Origin of the sequence: Streptomyces sp. cg35 (assembly GCF_050410835.1) — a bacterium.
GTDB lineage: Bacteria > Actinomycetota > Actinomycetes > Streptomycetales > Streptomycetaceae > Streptomyces.
Map to the genome: position 1 here is coordinate 3,403,980 of NZ_CP191268.1, position 17,416 is coordinate 3,421,395.

A 17,416-nucleotide genomic window follows, 5' to 3' on the forward strand; every position below is an offset into this window, starting at 1 on the left:
CCGGTACGCGCGGCGTACCGGGGCTCGTCGGGGACGGGGCGGGTCAGGCGGCGGAGCCGGCCTTCCACTGCGCCCAGCTCAGGTTCCAGCCGTTCAGGCCGTTGTCCGGCTGGACCGTCTTGTCGCCGGTGTTCTTCACGACGACGACGTCGCCGACCATGGAGTGGTCGTAGAACCAGGCGCCGGGCGTGCTGGAGTCGTTGGCGCCCTTGGCGTCCGACAGACCGACACAGCCGTGGCTGGTGTTCACCGAGCCGAAGATCGACTTGGCGCCCCAGTAGTTGCCGTGGATGAACGTGCCGGAGTTCGACAGACGCATCGCGTGCGGCACGTCCTTGATGTCGTACTCGCCCTTGCCGTCGTCGTCGGTGAAGCCGACCGTCGCGCCGTTCATCCGGGTCTCCTTGAACTTCTCGGAGATCACCATCTGGCCTTCGTAGGTCTTGTTGTCGGGCGAACCGGCGGAGATCGGGATGGTCTTGATCGTCTTCCCGTCCTGGGTGACGGTCATCTGCTTGGTCTTGGCGTCGACCGTGGAGACCTGGTTGCGCCCGATCTTGAACGTGACGGTCTTCTGCTGGACACCGGTCACGCCGTCCGCGCCCTCGACCCCGTCGAGGTCCAGCTTCAGGGTGACCGTGGAGCCGCCCTTCCAGTAGTCCTCGGGGCGGAAGTCCAGCCGGTTGGCGTTGAACCAGTGGCCGACGACCTCCTGGCCGCTGCTCGACGACACCGTGATGTGGGACTGCACGTCCGACTTGTTGGTGATCGCCTTGTCGAAGTTGATCGACACGGGCATGCCGACGCCGACGGTCGAGCCGTCCTCCGGCGTGAAGTTGCCGATGAAGCTGTTGTCCGGGGAGACCGTGGTGAACGACGCGTTCTCGTGCGCGGCACGGTTGTCCGCGTCGTTCGCCGTCGCGGCGATCTTGTACGTCGTCGCGCGCTCGAGCTGGTTCGTGGGCTTCCAGCTCTTCTTGTCGGCCGATATCTGGCCGGCGACCGCCGTGCCGTCGGCCGTGGTCATGGTGACGTCGGTGAGCGTGCCCTTGCTCACGGTGACCTTCGCCGCGTTGTTGATGCTCGCGTTGTCGGAGCCGTCCTTCGGGGCGATCTTGATCTCGGCCTGCGAGGTCTTCTTCGCCGCGGCCTCGTCCGCCTGCGCCTGCGACTCCTTCTTGCCGCTCGACGAGCTGCCCGAGTCGCCGTCGCTCCCGCTGCACGCAGAGAGCACCAGCACGCCACCGAGCACAGCGGACGCGGCCATCAGGCCCTTGCGCCGCTTACCGTCCGTCATCACACGCTTCTCCATAGTCGCCGATTTCCCGACTTCCCCGAACATTGCCGACCGCCCCGAGTCCGGTCACGGAGAACACAGAGGTTCCCCTTGCACGTACACAACGCGGTGACCGGTTCGCCCCGTTCCCGAAAACGCCCCGATGTGGGCGACGCCACGTCGTTGAAGGCCGTGACCACTGATGCACCGGTGGTAACGGCGCCCCCGTGATCCCCTCACTCCACTTTCGTCTCTCCCCCTGCGGGACGACAAAACCCCGGGCGGCGGTTGCCGCCCGGGGTGTCCCGTTCCGTCAGCCGCTACCCGCGCTCCCCGGCGCCCTCCCCGTCATCATCCTCGTCCAGGTCCCAATCCGGCGAATCGGGGTCGTAGTCGACCTGTTCGCTGGACCACGAGGCCTGGACGAGTTCGGCCCCCGGCACATCGCCGACCAGGTCGAACGGGTCCACGAGGTACGCGACGGCCTCCGCCTCGTCCTCCTGGACGGCGCTCTCGGCGTGCGCGCGCTCCTCGACGGGCATCGCCTCGTCCTCGGCGACGCGCTGCAGCGCGGCCCCGGTCAGCGCCTCGACGTCGGCGACCTCCAGGACCAATTCCACCTTCAGACGAACAAAACGTGACGTCTCATCAGTGCTCATACGCCGGAGCGTACGACCCGTTCCACTCGTGACTTTCCCGTGACCCGCACCTTTCACTAACATCGGCTCACACGGCCAATTCGCCAGCGCCACAAGGGGGATCGCTTCCGTGTCCGCCGCACGTCGATCGTTGTTCACCGCCACCGCCGCCGGGACGCTCCTGGCTGCCCTGTGGTTCGTCCCCAACGCCACCGCCACACCCGAGCACACCGGCACCGACCAGGCCCAGACGGCCACCGCGGTCGACACCCAGTCCGACCAGCAGCTCCGGCTGGCCGACACGGGCACCGTCGACACGACGCCGTACGTGGTCGGCGGCTCGGTCTTCCTGGGCCTGGGCGTCGGCTTCGTGACGTACTCCGTCCGCAGGGGCCGTACGTTGGAAGGCGCCCTTTAGGGGCGCGGGGAACTGCGCGAGCCACCCCCACCGGGCCGCCCTCGCGCACGCCCCTCGGCACCCACGGCGCGAAGGGGCGCGAGGAACTGCGCGAGCAACCACACTGAAGCGGCACTCGCACAGAATCCCCGCCCCCGACGGCGCCCAGGCGCTACGCCAGCGCCCCCGTCACCCCTTCGACGGCGGCCACCAGCCCCCCGCTCCGCACGAACGCATCCGCCGCAGCGAGATCAGGCGCGAGGAAACGGTCGGGCCCGGGTCCCTGGACGCCCGCGGAGCGCGCCGCGGCGATGACCGCCCGCGACGCCGGCGCGGCCTCCAGACCCTCCCGCAGCTCGATGCCCCGCGTGGCCGCGTACAGCTCCACGGCGACGATCCGCGCGAGGTTGTCGACGGCGGTCCGCAGCTTGCGCGCGGCCGACCAGCCCATCGAGACGTGGTCCTCCTGCATCGCGGACGACGGGATCGAGTCCGCGGACGCCGGCACGGCGAGCCGCTTCATCTCGCTGACCAGCGCCGCCTGCGTGTACTGGGCGATCATCAGGCCCGAGTCGACCCCGGCGTCGTCCGCGAGGAACGGCGGCAGGCCGTGCGAGCGGTTCTTGTCGAGGAGGCGGTCGGTGCGGCGCTCGGAGATCGAGCCGAGGTCGGCCGCCGCGATCGCGAGGAAGTCGAGCACGTAGGCGACCGGCGCGCCGTGGAAGTTGCCGTTGGACTCGACGCGGCCGTCGGGCAGCACGACGGGGTTGTCGACGGCGGACGCCAGCTCCCGCTCGGCCACGAGCCGCGCGTGCGCCATGGTGTCCCGGCCGGCCCCGGCGACCTGCGGGGCGCAGCGCACGGAGTACGCGTCCTGCACCCGCGGCGCGTCGTCCTGATGGTGCCCGGTCAGGCCCGAACCGGCCAGCACGGCCAGCATGTTGGCGGCGCTGGCCGCCTGCCCGGGGTGCGGGCGGATGGCGTGCAGCTCGGGCGCGAGGACCTTGTCGGTGCCGAGCAGCGCCTCCAGGGACAGCGCGGCCGTCACGTCCGCGGCCTTGTAGAGGTTGTCCAGGTCGTCGAGGGCCATGACGAGCATGCCGAGCATGCCGTCCGTGCCGTTGAGCAGCGCGAGGCCCTCCTTCTCGCGCAGCTCGACCGGCGCGATGCCGTGCTCGGCGAGGAGGTCGCCGGCGGGCCGTACGACCCCGTCGGGGCCCTCGGCGTCGCCCTCGCCCATGAGCGTCAGCGCGCAGTGGCTGAGCGGCGCGAGGTCGCCGGAGCAGCCCAGCGAGCCGTACTCGTGCACGACCGGGGTGATCCCGGCGTTGAGCACGTCCGCCATGGTCTGCGCGACCTCGGGGCGGACCCCGGTGTGCCCGGAGCAGACGGTCTTCAGGCGCAGGAACATCAGCGCGCGCACGACCTCGCGCTCGACGCGCGGGCCCATCCCGGCCGCGTGCGAGCGCACGATGTTGCGCTGGAGCTGGGCGCGCAGCTCGGGGCTGATGTGCCGGGTGGCGAGCGCGCCGAACCCGGTGGAGACCCCGTAGACGGGCTCCGGCTTCGCGGCGAGCGCGTCGACGATCTCGCGGGCCGCGGTGAGCGCGGCCACGGCCTCTTCGGAGAGTTCGATCCGGGCGCCTCGGCGCGCCACGGCGACGACATCGGCCGCGGTGACCCCGGCCGTCCCCACCACCACAGTGTGCATATCCATATTCAGGAGCGTACGCAGTGAATCTCAAGATGTCACGACCGAGTTCCGGCGGCGCCCCTTACCCCCGCGTATCGCCGTCCCGGCCCCGGATCCGCCGCCGCTCGCCGTCCCCGGTCACCGGCGGGGGCGAGTCCGCCAGCCGCACCACGGGGTCGGCCAGACCCCCGTCCCGGCCCGCCACGACCGGCTTCGCGGCGCGCAACGCCTTCGCCCGGTACTGCGCGGCGTCCGCGAGCCGGAACAGCCGGCGGGCGCTGCGCACCTCCCCGATCGGATCGCCGGTCGAGGCGATCCCGACCGCCACCCCGTCGCCCAGCTCCAGCCCCGCGGCGCGGGCGCAGACCTCCTCGCCGACCCGGACGACCTCGTCGGCGGAGGGCCCCACGGCCAGCAGGCAGAACTCGTCGCCGCCGAGCCGCGCCGCGAGCGCCCCGGGCAGCATCGCCCCGCACAGCGAGAGCACCGAGCCGAACCGCTCCAGGAGGCGGTCGCCGACGGCGTGCCCGAGGGTGTCGTTGACCCGCTTGAGCCCGTTCAGATCGCAGACGACGAGGCTGACGACAGCGCCCTCGGCGACGTGCCGCTCCACCGCCTCGTCGAGCCGTATGTCGACGGCCCGGCGGTTGGCGAGGCCGGTCAGGGCGTCGGTGAAGGCGAGCCGGCGCGCCTCCTCCAGGCGCTCGGTCTGGGCGATCCCGGCCGCGACCACGGACGCCAGGACGGTCGCGAAGTCGGCGTCCTCCGGCCCGAACACCGGCATGCCCGTCTGCCGCGCGACATACAGCTCGCCCCAGGCCCGCCCGTGCAGCACGATCGGCGCGACGACACAGCAGCCGCGCCGGCGCCGGCGCAGCGCCGCGACCCGCTGGTGGCAGTAGCCGGCCCGGTCGACCGGGCCGTCGGCCGTCTCGACCCAGGCGTTCGGCTCGCCGCCCCCGGCCCACCGCTCGTGCAGGAACTCGGTGATCTCCGGGAACTCGTGGACCGGATACGTCTCGTCCTCCGGGAAGCGCTCCTCCCCCTCGGCCCGCTCCCCCACGTTCACCAGGACCCGGAGCCGGCCGCGCTCGCGCTCCCACACGGACAGGGCGGCGAAGTTCCCGGCCAGCGCACGGCAGGCGCCGACGGCGGCCGCCCGCCAGGACTCGCGCGGGCTCTGCGCAGCGGCCATGCCCTGCGCGAGCGTCACCACGGCGCGCAGCCGGACGTCCTCACCCATTGACTCAGGTTAGGAAGGTTTCCGGCATTTCGGTGAATTCAGTACGCCCGTCCCGGGGGCCGCCCGGGCCCCGGGGTCACTCGCCCGGCCACTGCGGCTTGCGCTTCTCGTTGAACGCGGCGACGCCCTCGGCCCGGTCCCCGGAGAAGGCCACCGACCGCCAGGCCGCGTCCTCCACCTCCAGACCGGCCCGCAGGTCGAGCCCGTGCCCGAGCCGCAGCGCACGCTTGGCGGCGCGCAGCCCGACCGGCGAGTTGGCGGCGATCCGCGCGGCCAGCGCCAGCGCCTCCGCCCGGTCCTGCCCCGCCGCCACCACCTGGTCGACGAGCCCGAGTTCACCCGCCTCGACGGCCTCCACGCGGCGCGCCGAGAAGATCAGTTCGGCGGCCCGGGCGGCTCCGACCCGGCGCGGCAGCAGCTGCGTACCGCCGCCCCCGGGGATCACGCCGACCGACACCTCGGGCAGGCCCACGACCGCGCTCGCGTCGGCCACGATCAGATCGCAGGCGAGCGCCAGCTCGAAGCCGCCGCCGAGCGCGAAGCCGTGCACGGCGGCGATCGTCGGCATCGGCAGCTCCAGCACGCCCGTGTACGCGGCCCGGGCGACGGGCCGCTGGCGCACCAGCTCGGCGTCCGAGAAGGAGTTGCGCTCCTTCAGGTCGGCGCCGACACAGAAGGCCCGCTCGTTGCTGGACGTGACGACGACGACCCGCACGGCGCGGTCGCCGCCCAGCGCCTCGCAGGCGGCACCGAGGGAGCGCGCCATGTCGCTGGACACGGCGTTCATGGCCTTGGGCCGGTCGAGCACCAACTCGGCGACGGTCCCGCTCTCGTGCCGCCGTACGGCCACGAACTCCCCGAACCGCTGCTCATCACCCATGACTCACCCTTCCGGTTAACGCCAGTTAACCGTCAAGGGTGTCAGGTGCGCCGGGTCAGCGTCCAGGGCTCCACGACGCCGAGACCGCGGACGGGCCGCTGCCACATGGGCTGCAGCGCGAACCGGTACGCGGGCGGTTCCTCGCCCTGCTCCGCCGCCTTCTCCGCGGCGGCCGCCGCCTCGGCCTCGGAGGCCGGCGCCTCGGCGGTGCGGATCAGCTCCTCGGCGAAGGCGCCGTCGACCAGCACGTTGTCCCGGGGCGCTATCGACGTGAGCCGGCTCGCCAGATTCACGGTGGTGCCGAACACGTCGCCCATCCGCGTCGTGACGGTGCCGAACGCCATGCCGACCCGCAGCTCCGGCATCGTCTCGTCGTTGCTCATCGTCTCGATGAGCCGCAGCGCGATCTCCCCGGCCGTGCCCGCGTCGTCGGCGGCGAACAGCACCTCGTCGCCGAGCGTCTTGATGAGGCGTCCGCCGTGCGCGGCGACGAGATCGGCCGCGGTGGTCTCGAAGGCCTCGACGAGCTCGCCGAGTTCCTCCTCCTCCATGCGCCGCGTCAGCCGGGTGAACCCCACGAGGTCCGCGAACCCGACCGCGAGCCGCCGGTCCACCATCTCCTCGTCGTCCCCGGCCTGCACCACGCGCCCGGTGGCCGCGGCGAGCTGACGCCGCCACACATAGACGAGGAACTCCTCCAGCTCGGGCAGCAGCAGCTCTATCAGCGGATACGTGACCTCGGTGCGGGTCATGCCCGGCTCCGGGGGCTCGGTCAGGCCCTCCAGGAAGGAGTCGATCTGCCACTCGGCGAGCCGCGCGGTGGTCTGCCCCGTCGACCGGGCGACCTGCACGGCCATCGCCTCGCTGAGCAGCCCCGCCTCGACGAGACCGGCCAGTCGGCGCAGGGCCAGTACGTCGGCCTCGGTCAGCGCCTTGGCCTGCCCGATGTCGGCGAAGCCCATGGCCCGCCAGAACCGGGAGGCCAGCTCCATGGAGACGCCCGCGCTGCGGGCCGCCTGGAACGGGGTGTAGCGGCGCTCGGCCCCGAGGATCAGCTGTTCGAGCCGCAGCGCGAGGGGATCCGCCGCGTCCGCTGCGTCCTTGTCATCCCCCTCCGGCTTCTCGGGGTCGGGTGGGGAGCCCGTGCCGGAGCCCGAGTCGTCGACGGTCACGCCTGCTGCCCTTCCGATCTGCCGCGGTCAGGTATCGACCGGGCTCAACTCTACGGCAGCACCTGTGCGCCAGGTCACTCCGTTCGGGGCGGGTGTTTCCCGGGCGCCGCTTGACATGGGTGCGCCGGGTCGTGGCGCTGTCCGGGGGTGCCTCTTGTGGTGGCGTCGGCGAGTGCGGGTCCGGCGGGGCTTCTCGCGCGGTTCCCCGCGCCCCTACAAAGGCCGCAGATGGACGATGTCGCCTGCGCCCACGGGCTCGCGTACACCCGACGGCCCCGCGATGACGAGCCGCCCGTCCGCGTCCACGGCGACCCCGAGAAGCAGCATCCGAAGGGCCGGCTGACCGCCCAGGAACGCATCGATCTCCTGCTGGACCCCGGGTCCTTCGTCGAGCTCGACACGTTCGCCCGCCCCGAGTCGGAGGCGGACGCCGGCGGCGAGTACGGCGACGGAGTGATCACCGGATACGGGGAGATCGACGGCCGCACCGTCTGCGTCTTCAGCCAGGACGCCAGCTACAAGGGCGGCTCGCTCGGCAAGGTCCACGGCCGCCGGATCCTCAAGATCATGGAACTGGCGATGAAGGCGGGCCGGCCGCTCATCGGCATCAACGACGGGGGCGGCGCCCGCATCCAGGAGGGGGTGGAGTCCCAGGCGATGTACGGGGAGATCTTCCAGCGCAACGTGCAGGCGTCGGGCCAGATCCCGCAGATCTCGCTGATCATGGGGTACTGCGCGGGCGGCGCCTCCTACTCCCCCGCGCTCACCGACTTCGTGGTCATGGTCGACCAGACCTCGCACATGTTCATCACGGGCCCCGACGTGGTGAAGACGGTCACCGGCGAGGACGTCGGCTTCGAGGACCTGGGCGGCGGCAGGACGCACAGCACGAAGTCGGGAAACGTGCACTACCTGGGCGCCGACGAGGAGGACGCCCTGTCCTACGTCAGGGTGCTGCTGTCGCACCTGCCCGACAACAACGCCGGCGAGGCCCCGGTCTTCGACGCCCTGGACTGGACGGGCAGGCCGCTGGTCGACCGCGCCCCGCTGGACCGCGAGAAGAAGCTGAACTCGCTGGTCCCCGACTCGCCGACCGAGCCGTACGACATGCACGAGGCGATCGAGGGAGTGGTCGACGACGGCGAGTTCCTGGAGGTCCAGGAGCTGTTCGCGCGCAACATCCTGGTGGGCTTCGCCCGCGTCGAGGGCCGCAGCGTCGGCGTCGTCGCCAACCAGCCTCTGCACTTCGCCGGCTGCCTGGACATCGACGCCGCCGAGAAGGCGGCGCGCTTCGTGCGGACCTGCAACGCGTTCAACGTGCCGATCCTGACGTTCGTGGACGTGCCCGGCTTCCTGCCCGGCACCGCCCAGGAGTGGAGCGGGATCATCCGGCGCGGCGCGAAGCTGATCTACGCCTACGCGGAGGCGACGGTCCCCATGGTCACCGTGATCACGCGCAAGGCGTACGGCGCCGGGTACGACGTGCTGGGGTCCAAGCACCTCGGCGCCGACGTCAACCTGGCCTGGCCCAGCGCGGAGATCGCGATCATGGGGGCGCAGGGTGCGACGAGCATCGTGCACCGCCGCCGGCTGGCGCAGGTGCAGGCCGAGGGCGGCGACATCGAGGCGGTCCGGGCCCAGCTGGAGCAGGAGTACCAGGACCGCTACTGCACGCCGTACGCGGCGGCCGAGCTCGGCTTCATCGACGCGGTCATCACCCCCTCGTCCACGCGGGCGCACATCGCCAAGGCGCTGCGCGCACTGCGCAACGAGGCGGCCCCGGCGCCGCGGACGCACCGGGGCAACATCCCCCTGTGACCGCGCCCGGCGGACTCGGCGTTCTTTGAGGGAGGGCGGTTCCCCTACGCTGGCCCGCATGACAGCCGCGCGCCGCCTCATCCTCGCCTCCCAGTCCCCCGCCCGTCTGGGCCTGCTGCGTCAGTCCGGCTTCGCGCCGGAGGTGATCGTCAGCGGTGTCGACGAGGACGCGGTGACGGCGCCCACCCCGGCCGAGCTGGCCCTCGCCCTCGCCGAGGCCAAGGCGTCCGTCGTGGCCGCCCGGCCCGACGCGCACGGCGCGATCGTCATCGGCTGCGACTCGGTCCTCGACCTGGACGGCGAGGCGCTGGGCAAGCCCGCCGACGCCGAGGACGCCACGGCCCGCTGGAAGGCGATGCGCGGCCGCGTCGGCACCCTGCAGACCGGCCACTGCGTCTACGACACCGCGTCCGGCCGGTACGCCTCGGCCACCGCGTCCACGGTCGTGCGGTTCGGCGAGCCGAGCGACGAGGAGATCGCCGCGTACGTGGCGACCGGTGAACCCCTCTACGTCGCGGGCGCGTTCACGCTCGACGGCCGCTCGGCGCCGTTCATCGACGGCATCGAGGGCGACCACGGCAATGTCATCGGCCTGTCGCTGCCCACGCTCCGCCGGCTGCTGGCCGAACTGGGCGTCGGCATCACGGAGTTGTGGGCTCCGGTGAACTAGCGGGCGGAGCCGGCGGAGCGGCGGCGCCCTTGTCGTCGCCCTCCGGGGTGCTGTCCCGGCGGTCGTACGCCACCAGCGTCAGCACGATCAGCGCGAGCACGACCATCATCGCCACGAAGGCGAGCCAGCCCACCAGGCCGATGGAGAACGCGCCGAGCAGGCCGTGCACCACGGCCGCGCTGATCAGCAGGATCCGCCCGAAGCCGCCCGGCGACCGGTCGGTGGCCGCCGCCCGTGCCAGGACGAACGCGCACAGCACCAGGTAGAGCCCGAACACCGCGCCCGCCACCCAGGCCCCCACGGACATCGCCCGCGGGTCGAGCCCGGCCAGCGACATGTCCTGCCGGTCGACGACCAGCCCCAGGAATCCGTTCAGGAGCACGATCCCGATCGCCTCCACGAACAACACGATCGCGGCCACCCACGCCACCGGTCTGCGCGCCACCGGTCCCACCCACTTCCGCGTACGACTGTCGGTTACCCCGAGTACGTTCGAGACATCGCGAACGCTACTAACGGGTAAACCTCCGTACAAGGGTTCTGCCGAACGCAAAGAATCGTTGGGCCATTCGTAGGGACTCCACAAAGAATGCCGACGGGCCGCAGCGCGGTCTCACAGAGACCTTGACCACATCCGAGGGTTAGGGTTCCACCGAGGGATCCCGCACAGCCAGGCGAGACAAGGGATTTCGCGGACCGAGCGAGCCTCGAGTCACACTCCGTGTGGGCAAGCTCACCATTGGGGACGGGTCGTAAGCCCGTGTCGGCAGTCCCTAAACTCGGCTTGTTTCAAGGAGGGAGCCATCGTGCGCAAGGTGCTCATCGCCAACCGTGGCGAAATCGCTGTCCGCGTGGCCCGGGCGTGCCGGGACGCCGGGATCGCGAGCGTTGCCGTCTACGCCGAACCGGACCGGGACGCTCTGCATGTCCGCGCGGCCGACGAGGCCTTCGCGCTGGGTGGTGACACCCCCGCGACCAGCTACCTGGACATCCAGAAGGTGCTGCAGGCGGCGAAGGACTCCGGCGCGGACGCGATCCACCCGGGCTACGGATTCCTGTCGGAGAACGCGGAGTTCGCCCAGGCCGTGCTGGACGCGGAGCTGATCTGGATCGGCCCGCCGCCGCACGCCATCCGGGACCTGGGCGACAAGGTCGCCGCCCGGCACATCGCGCAGCGCGCCGGTGCCCCGCTGGTCGCCGGCACCCCGGACCCGGTCTCGGGTGCGGACGAGGTGGTGGCGTTCGCCGAGGAGCACGGCCTGCCGATCGCGATCAAGGCCGCCTTCGGCGGCGGCGGCCGCGGCCTGAAGGTCGCCCGCACGCTCGAGGAGGTGCCGGAGCTGTACGACTCCGCGGTGCGCGAGGCGGTGGCCGCGTTCGGCCGCGGTGAGTGCTTCGTGGAGCGTTACCTGGACAAGCCGCGGCACGTGGAGACCCAGTGCCTGGCCGACAGCCACGGCAATGTGGTGGTCGTGTCCACCCGTGACTGCTCGCTGCAGCGCCGCCACCAGAAGCTGGTGGAGGAGGCCCCGGCCCCGTTCCTCTCGGACGCCCAGCTGGAGGAGCTGTACTCCTCCTCGAAGGCGATCCTGAAGGAGGCCGGCTATGTCGGCGCGGGCACCGTGGAGTTCCTGGTCGGCGCGGACGGCACGATCTCCTTCCTGGAGGTCAACACCCGTCTGCAGGTCGAGCACCCGGTGACCGAGGAGGTCGCGGGCATCGACCTGGTGCGCGAGATGTTCCGGATCGCCGACGGCGAGGAGCTCGGCTACGGCGACCCCGAACTGCGCGGTCATTCCTTCGAGTTCCGCATCAACGGCGAGGACCCGGGCCGCAACTTCCTGCCCGCGCCGGGCACCGTCACCAGGTTCGAGGGCCCGGCCGGCCCGGGTGTCCGCCTGGATGCGGGCGTCGAGTCCGGCTCGGTGATCGGCCCGGCCTGGGACTCGCTGCTGGCCAAGCTGATCGTGACCGGCCGCACCCGCAAGGAGGCCCTGCAGCGGGCCGCCCGCGCGCTGGCCGAGTTCGAGGTCGAGGGCATGGCCACCGCCATCCCGTTCCACCGCAAGGTCGTGGTCGACCCGGCGTTCGCGCCCGAACTGACCGGCTCGCAGGACCCGTTCACCATCTTCACCCGGTGGATCGAGACCGAGTTCGTCAACGACATCCCGCCGTTCGCCCCGGCGGGCGCGGACGCCGAGGACGAGGACGGCGACCGCGAGACGATCGTGGTCGAGGTCGGCGGCAAGCGCCTGGAGGTCTCCCTCCCGTCGTCGCTCGGCATGTCGCTGGCCCGCACCGGTCTGGCGGCCGGCGCGAAGCCGAAGCGGCGCGCGGCCAAGAAGTCCGGCCCGGCCGCCTCCGGTGACACCCTCGCCTCCCCGATGCAGGGCACCATCGTCAAGGTGGCCGTCGAGGAGGGCCAGGAGGTCAAGGAGGGCGACCTGATCGTCGTCCTGGAGGCCATGAAGATGGAACAGCCCCTCAACGCCCACAAGTCGGGCACCGTCAAGGGTCTGTCCGCCGAGATCGGCGCCTCCCTCACCTCGGGCGCCGCGATCTGCGAGATCAAGGACTGACGCACCACCAGCCCGCGCGAAGCGCCCGTCGGACCGTACTGCGGACCGGCGGGCGCTTCGGCGCTCTCCCCCGCCCGGCCGCGTGCCGTCACGGCTCCCGTACGACGCCGGGCGCAGCCCGTACGTGCCGGTCGCCGATGTCCATGGCATGCTCCAGGACGTTTCTTGCCGGACGTCCCCGCGGTGGCCCGCCCTCCGCGTCGGCGCCGCGGAATGATCAGGCATCCTTGAAGGCCCCGCGCACGCCCAGGGAGGCCCGATGACGTCCGGCACGGAGTACGAGCGCGCCCGCCCCATGCGCGCGGACGCGCGCCGCAACTACGAGCGGCTGCTCACCCAGGCCCGCAAGGCGTTCGCCGAGCACGGCACGGGGGCGTCCCTGGAGGACGTGGCCCGCGGCGCCGGGGTCGGCATCGGCACGCTGTACCGGCACTTCCCGAACCGGTACGCCCTGGTGAGCGCCGTGTTCGAGGAGGCGGTGAGCGATCTGCTCGCCCGCTCCCGGGCCCTGCTCGACGCACCGCAGCCGTGTGCGGCGCTCGTGACATGGCTGCGCGAGGTCATCACGCACGCGAGCGAGTACCGGGGTCTGTCCGGGGCGCTCATGTCGGCCTCCCGGGAGGCGAGTTCGGCGCTCGCACGGTGCAGTACGCCGATGCGGGAGGCGGGGCAGGCGCTGCTGACCCGGGCCCAGCGGGCCGGCGCGGTGCGCCAGGACGTCTCCATCACGGACCTGCTCCAGCTCACCAACGCGATCGCGCTGGCCGCGGAGGAGACTCCGTCGGACCCGGATCTGGCGGACCGCCTGCTCCGCCTCACCCTCCGGGGGATCACGGCGGCCAACGCGAACTCCGCTGGGGGCGCCCCCGGACGACGTCCGGGGGATGCCTGAGGAGCGGGGGTCCGGGGCGGAGCGCCCCGGGTCTCGGTTCCCCGCCCCTCAGCGGCGCCGCAGATCCGCGACCCGGGCGGACCGTTCAGGACCGGGGTCGAGCGCGGCCGCGCTGCGCAACGGATGGCTCCCGCCGGGGAGTTGCCCCCGGCGCTGCCCCGGCAGCGGCACATCCCGGCGCTGCTGTCGTGCCGGAACGGAATCACCGCCCCCCGACGACGACGCGGGACCCGACCCGGCGACGGCGATCTGCACGCCCTGGTCGGCCAGCGCCTGGAGCTCCGTGGCGGCCCGGTCGTCGTGCGCGGGCGGCTCGTCGGTCACCAGCCGCGTGATCACGTCCGTCGGCACCGTCTGGAACATCGTGTCGGTGCCGAGCTTGGAGTGGTCGGCGAGCACGACGACCTCCGCCGCGGCCTGCACGAGGGCCCGGTCCACCGACGCCGAGAGCATGTTGGACGTGGAGAGCCCGCGCTCGGCCGTCAGGCCGCTGCCGCTCAGGAAGGCCCGGGACACTCTCAGCCCTTGGAGGGACTGCTCCGCCCCGCTGCCCACCAGCGCATAGTTGGAACCCCGCAGTGTGCCACCGGTCATGACGACCTCGACGCGGTTGGCATGTGCCAGCGCCTGGGCCACCAGAAGGGAGTTGGTGACCACGGTCAGTCCCGGCACACGCGCGAGCCGGCGGGCCAGCTCCTGCGTGGTCGTCCCCGCGCCCACCACGATGGCTTCGCCCTCTTCGACGAGACCCGCGGCGAGATCGGCGATGGCCGTTTTCTCTGCGGTCGCGAGATGTGATTTTTGCGGAAAACCGGACTCCCGCGTGAATCCGCCCGGCAATACCGCACCGCCATGCCGGCGGTCGAGGAGTCCTTCTGCCTCCAGTGCGCGCACGTCCCGCCGTACGGTCACTTCGGAGGTCTGGACGACGCGGGCGAGCTCACGGAGCGATACCGCCCCGTTGGCGCGCACCATTTCGAGGATCAATTGACGACGTTCTGCAGCGAACACGAAACTGACAGTAACCCCAACGACCGTCTGCTTTCAGCTGTTTGCGCCGAATTACAGGTTCTGTTCGCACAACTTCCCTGGAAGTGGTATAGGCGCGACCGGATGCCTACCCGTCGCGCCTATGCCAACCGCATGGGCCGCAACTCACCGTGACCTGCGGCTAGTTGAATGCACCAGGGAACGGCCCCGGTCCGGGCTCAGCCCTCCTCGGCGATCTTCCGCGTGTGCAGCTGCCGCGCCACTTCGGCGATCGAGCCCGAAAGAGAGGGGTACACGGTGAACGCGTTCGCGATCTGTTCGACCGTCAGATTGTTGTCGACCGCGATCGAGATGGGGTGGATCAGTTCCGAGGCGCGGGGCGCCACGACCACACCGCCCACCACGATGCCCGTGCCCGGGCGGCAGAAGATCTTGACGAAGCCGTCGCGGATGCCCTGCATCTTGGCGCGCGGGTTGCGCAGCAGCGGCAGCTTCACGACACGGGCGTCGATCTTCCCGGCGTCGACATCGGCCTGCGAGTAACCGACCGTCGCGATCTCCGGGTCGGTGAAGACGTTCGAGGAGACCGTCTTCAGGTTCAGCGGCGTGACCGCGTCGCCCAGGAAGTGGTACATCGCGATGCGGCCCTGCATGGCCGCCACCGACGCGAGGGCGAAGATTCCGGTCACGTCGCCGGCCGCGTACACACCGGGAGCGGTCGTGCGCGACACCTTGTCGGTCCAGATGTGGCCCGACTCCTTGAGCTTGACCCCGGCCTCCTCCAGGCCCATCCCGCTGCTGTTCGGGATGGCGCCGACCGCCATCAGGCAGTGCGTGCCGGAGATGACCCGGCCGTCGGCCAGGGTGACCTCGACCCGGTCGCCGACGCGCTTGGCGGAGGCGGCGCGGGAGCGGGCCATGACGTTCATGCCGCGGCGCCGGAAGACGTCCTCCAGGACGGCGGCGGCGTCCGGGTCCTCGCCGGGCAGCACGCGGTCGCGGGACGAGACGAGGGTGACCTTGGAGCCGAGCGCCTTGTAGGCACCGGCGAACTCGGCGCCGGTGACACCGGAACCGACCACGATGAGCTCCTCGGGGAGCTCCTCCAGGTCGTACACCTGCGTCCAGTTGAGGATCCGCTCGCCGTCGGGCTGGGCGTCCGGGACCTCGCGCGGGTGGCCGCCGGTCGCGATGAGCACGGCGTCGGCGGTGAGGGTCTCCTCGGTGCCGTCGGCGGCGGTGACGACGACCTTGCGGGAGCCGTCGAGGTCCTGCTGGCCCTCCAGACGGCCCCGGCCGCGCAGTACACGGGCGCCCGCGCGCGTGACGGAGGCGGTGATGTCGTGGGACTGGGCGAGCGCGAGGCGCTTCACCCGGCGGTTGACCTTGCCGAGGTCGACGCCGACGACACGGGCCGGGCTGTCCGGGTCGGGGGTGTCGTCCTCGACGATGATGCCCAGCTCCTCGTACGAGGAGTCGAACGTCGTCATCACCTCGGCGGTGGCGATCAGGGTCTTCGACGGCACGCAGTCGGTCAGCACCGACGCGCCGCCGAGACCGTCGCAGTCGACGACGGTCACCTCCGCGCCGAGCGAGGCCGCCACCAGGGCCGCTTCGTATCCGCCAGGTCCGCCACCGATGATCACGATCCGAGTCACGTACGCCATTGTCCCGCACCGTTCAAGAGGGCGCCCTGGCGGGGTGCGGTGCGCTTCGCTCCAAGCACGCGAGCCGACTGCCGTACCCTCGATCCCATGTCGCTCTACGCCGCGTACGCCGGCAATCTCGACCCGCGGCTCATGACGCGCCGCGCCCCCCACTCGCCGCTGCGCGCGACGGGCTGGCTCAACGGCTGGCGGCTGACGTTCGGGGGCGAGCACATGGGCTGGGAGGGCGCCCTGGCCACGATCGTGGAGGCGCCCCGCTCACAGGTCTTCGTCGCGCTGTACGACATCGCCCCCATGGACGAGGAGTCGATGGACCGCTGGGAGGGTGTCGGCCTCGACATCTACCGGCGGATGCGGGTGCGCGTGGACACCCTGGAGGGCGGGGAACCCGCCTGGCTGTACGTCCTGAACGGATATGAGGGCGGCCTCCCCTCCGCGCGCTACCTGGGCGAGATCGGCGACGCGGCCGAGTCGGCCGGCGCCCCCCACGACTACGTGATGGAGCTGCGCAAACGGCCCTGCTAGCCGGGCGCGGGAACGGGCCCGGACACGGCGCGCGGACCGAGGTTCGTCGGAAACGACAAGACAACGATCGCAAGACCGTGCGGCTCATCATCTACGCGCGTAGGACTTGAGCGGCTACCCTCAAGCGCGTGAACGCATCTGTTACTCCGGACAACCTCCAGGGCGACCCCTACGCCGCCGCCGACGCCGCCGCCGCGCGCCTGCGCGAGCTCACCGGTGCCGAGACCCACGACGTCGCCCTCGTGATGGGCTCCGGCTGGGCGCCGGCCGCCGAGGTGCTGGGCGCACCGGCCGCCGAGTTCCCCTTCACCGAGCTGCCCGGGTTCACCGGTGCCGCCGTGGCCGGGCACGGCGGCAAGGTCCGCTCGTACCAGGTCGGTGAGAAGCGCGCCCTGGTCTTCCTGGGCCGCACCCACTACTACGAGGGCCGTGGTGTCGCGTCCGTCGCGCACGGGGTGCGCACCGCCGCCGCCGCGGGCTGCAAGACCATCGTGCTGACCAACGGCTGCGGGGGCCTGCGCGAGGGCATGCGTCCGGGCCAGCCGGTCCTCATCTCCGACCACATCAACCTGACGGCGACGTCGCCGATCGTCGGCGCCAACTTCGTCGACCTCACCGACCTGTACTCGCCGCGCCTGCGCACGCTGTGCCAGGAGATCGACCCCACGCTGGAGGAGGGCGTCTACGCCCAGTTCCCCGGCCCGCACTACGAGACCCCGGCCGAGGTCCGGATGGCCGGCATCCTCGGCGCCGACCTGGTCGGCATGTCCACCGTCCTGGAGGCCATCGCGGCCCGTGAGGCGGGCGCGGAGGTGCTCGGCATCTCCCTGGTCACCAACCTCGCCGCGGGCCTGTCCGGCGAGCCGCTGAACCACGAGGAGGTCCTCCAGGCCGGCCGGGACTCCGCCGCCCGCATGGGCGAGCTGCTGACCAAGGTCCTCGCCAAGATCTGAGCCGTTCCCGTACGCCCGACGTC

General features: G+C 71.7%; 16 protein-coding genes. 7 read left to right on the forward strand and 9 right to left on the reverse strand.

The genetic code is table 11. The features are described from left to right. Positions 1 to 43 precede the first annotated feature (43 nt). Both ACQUQD_RS15495 and ACQUQD_RS15500 read right to left on the reverse strand, forming a co-directional pair. A complete protein-coding gene (locus tag ACQUQD_RS15495) occupies positions 44 to 1,312 on the reverse strand; it encodes a L,D-transpeptidase (RefSeq protein ID WP_428952663.1) in 1,269 nt (422 codons plus the stop codon). 284 nt (positions 1,313 to 1,596) lie between these two features. Next, positions 1,597 to 1,935: a hypothetical protein gene (locus tag ACQUQD_RS15500; protein WP_428952664.1), complete on the reverse strand. Its 339-nt coding sequence runs from the start codon at positions 1,933 to 1,935 to the stop codon at positions 1,597 to 1,599. 109 nt (positions 1,936 to 2,044) lie between these two features. Here ACQUQD_RS15500 and ACQUQD_RS15505 point away from each other — a divergent pair, with 109 nt between their 5' ends. Then, positions 2,045 to 2,332, forward strand: a complete 288-nt coding sequence (locus ACQUQD_RS15505; RefSeq protein WP_428952665.1) for a hypothetical protein — start codon at positions 2,045 to 2,047, stop codon at positions 2,330 to 2,332. A 151-nt stretch (positions 2,333 to 2,483) separates the two neighbouring features. Here ACQUQD_RS15505 and hutH read toward each other — a convergent pair whose 3' ends face one another. The 4 genes from hutH to ACQUQD_RS15525 form a co-directional block, all read right to left on the reverse strand. After that, complete coding sequence (gene hutH, locus ACQUQD_RS15510; protein WP_428957566.1) at positions 2,484 to 4,022, reverse strand: histidine ammonia-lyase; 1,539 nt, start codon at positions 4,020 to 4,022, stop codon at positions 2,484 to 2,486. 64 nt (positions 4,023 to 4,086) lie between these two features. Then, positions 4,087 to 5,247 (reverse strand): diguanylate cyclase domain-containing protein, encoded by a 1,161-nt coding sequence (locus ACQUQD_RS15515; protein WP_428952666.1) that lies wholly within the window; start codon positions 5,245 to 5,247, stop codon positions 4,087 to 4,089. A 76-nt stretch (positions 5,248 to 5,323) separates the two neighbouring features. Continuing rightward, the gene (locus ACQUQD_RS15520) at positions 5,324 to 6,127 is read right to left on the reverse strand and encodes an enoyl-CoA hydratase/isomerase family protein (RefSeq protein ID WP_428952667.1); all 804 of its coding nucleotides are present in this window, start codon (positions 6,125 to 6,127) and stop codon (positions 5,324 to 5,326) included. Between the two features lie 41 nt (positions 6,128 to 6,168). After that, complete coding sequence (locus tag ACQUQD_RS15525) at positions 6,169 to 7,299, reverse strand: adenylate/guanylate cyclase domain-containing protein (protein WP_428952668.1); 1,131 nt, start codon at positions 7,297 to 7,299, stop codon at positions 6,169 to 6,171. 228 nt (positions 7,300 to 7,527) lie between these two features. On the opposite strand from ACQUQD_RS15525, the gene ACQUQD_RS15530 reads away from it, so the two are divergent. Then, the gene (locus ACQUQD_RS15530) at positions 7,528 to 9,117 is read left to right on the forward strand and encodes an acyl-CoA carboxylase subunit beta (RefSeq protein ID WP_428952669.1); all 1,590 of its coding nucleotides are present in this window, start codon (positions 7,528 to 7,530) and stop codon (positions 9,115 to 9,117) included. A gap of 58 nt (positions 9,118 to 9,175) precedes the next feature. Further along, a complete protein-coding gene (locus tag ACQUQD_RS15535) occupies positions 9,176 to 9,787 on the forward strand; it encodes a Maf family protein (RefSeq protein WP_428952670.1) in 612 nt (203 codons plus the stop codon). Here ACQUQD_RS15535 and ACQUQD_RS15540 read toward each other — a convergent pair. Beyond that, the gene (locus ACQUQD_RS15540; RefSeq protein ID WP_428952671.1) at positions 9,759 to 10,241 is read right to left on the reverse strand and encodes a hypothetical protein; all 483 of its coding nucleotides are present in this window, start codon (positions 10,239 to 10,241) and stop codon (positions 9,759 to 9,761) included. The two genes, ACQUQD_RS15535 and ACQUQD_RS15540, sit on opposite strands and share 29 nt — an antisense overlap. Positions 10,242 to 10,593: 352 nt before the next feature. On the opposite strand from ACQUQD_RS15540, the gene ACQUQD_RS15545 reads away from it, so the two are divergent. Both ACQUQD_RS15545 and ACQUQD_RS15550 read left to right on the forward strand, forming a co-directional pair. Beyond that, on the forward strand, positions 10,594 to 12,366 hold the full coding sequence (locus ACQUQD_RS15545) for a biotin carboxylase N-terminal domain-containing protein (protein WP_428952672.1): 1,773 nt from the start codon (positions 10,594 to 10,596) through the stop codon (positions 12,364 to 12,366). 259 nt (positions 12,367 to 12,625) lie between these two features. Beyond that, the gene (locus ACQUQD_RS15550; RefSeq protein ID WP_428952673.1) at positions 12,626 to 13,258 is read left to right on the forward strand and encodes a TetR/AcrR family transcriptional regulator; all 633 of its coding nucleotides are present in this window, start codon (positions 12,626 to 12,628) and stop codon (positions 13,256 to 13,258) included. A 48-nt stretch (positions 13,259 to 13,306) separates the two neighbouring features. Here the strand turns inward: ACQUQD_RS15550 and ACQUQD_RS15555 are convergent, their stop codons facing one another. After that, positions 13,307 to 14,269: a DeoR/GlpR family DNA-binding transcription regulator gene (locus ACQUQD_RS15555; protein ID WP_428952674.1), complete on the reverse strand. Its 963-nt coding sequence runs from the start codon at positions 14,267 to 14,269 to the stop codon at positions 13,307 to 13,309. 197 nt (positions 14,270 to 14,466) lie between these two features. After that, positions 14,467 to 15,915, reverse strand: a complete 1,449-nt coding sequence (locus ACQUQD_RS15560) for an NAD(P)H-quinone dehydrogenase (protein ID WP_428952675.1) — start codon at positions 15,913 to 15,915, stop codon at positions 14,467 to 14,469. Between the two features lie 87 nt (positions 15,916 to 16,002). Between ACQUQD_RS15560 and ACQUQD_RS15565 the strand changes: the two genes are divergently transcribed. After that, entirely contained in the window at positions 16,003 to 16,440 is a 438-nt protein-coding gene (locus ACQUQD_RS15565; RefSeq protein ID WP_428952676.1) for a gamma-glutamylcyclotransferase, read from the forward strand. Positions 16,441 to 16,568: 128 nt separating this feature from the next. Next, a complete protein-coding gene (locus ACQUQD_RS15570) occupies positions 16,569 to 17,393 on the forward strand; it encodes a purine-nucleoside phosphorylase (protein ID WP_428952677.1) in 825 nt (274 codons plus the stop codon). Positions 17,394 to 17,416: the final 23 nt, after the last annotated feature.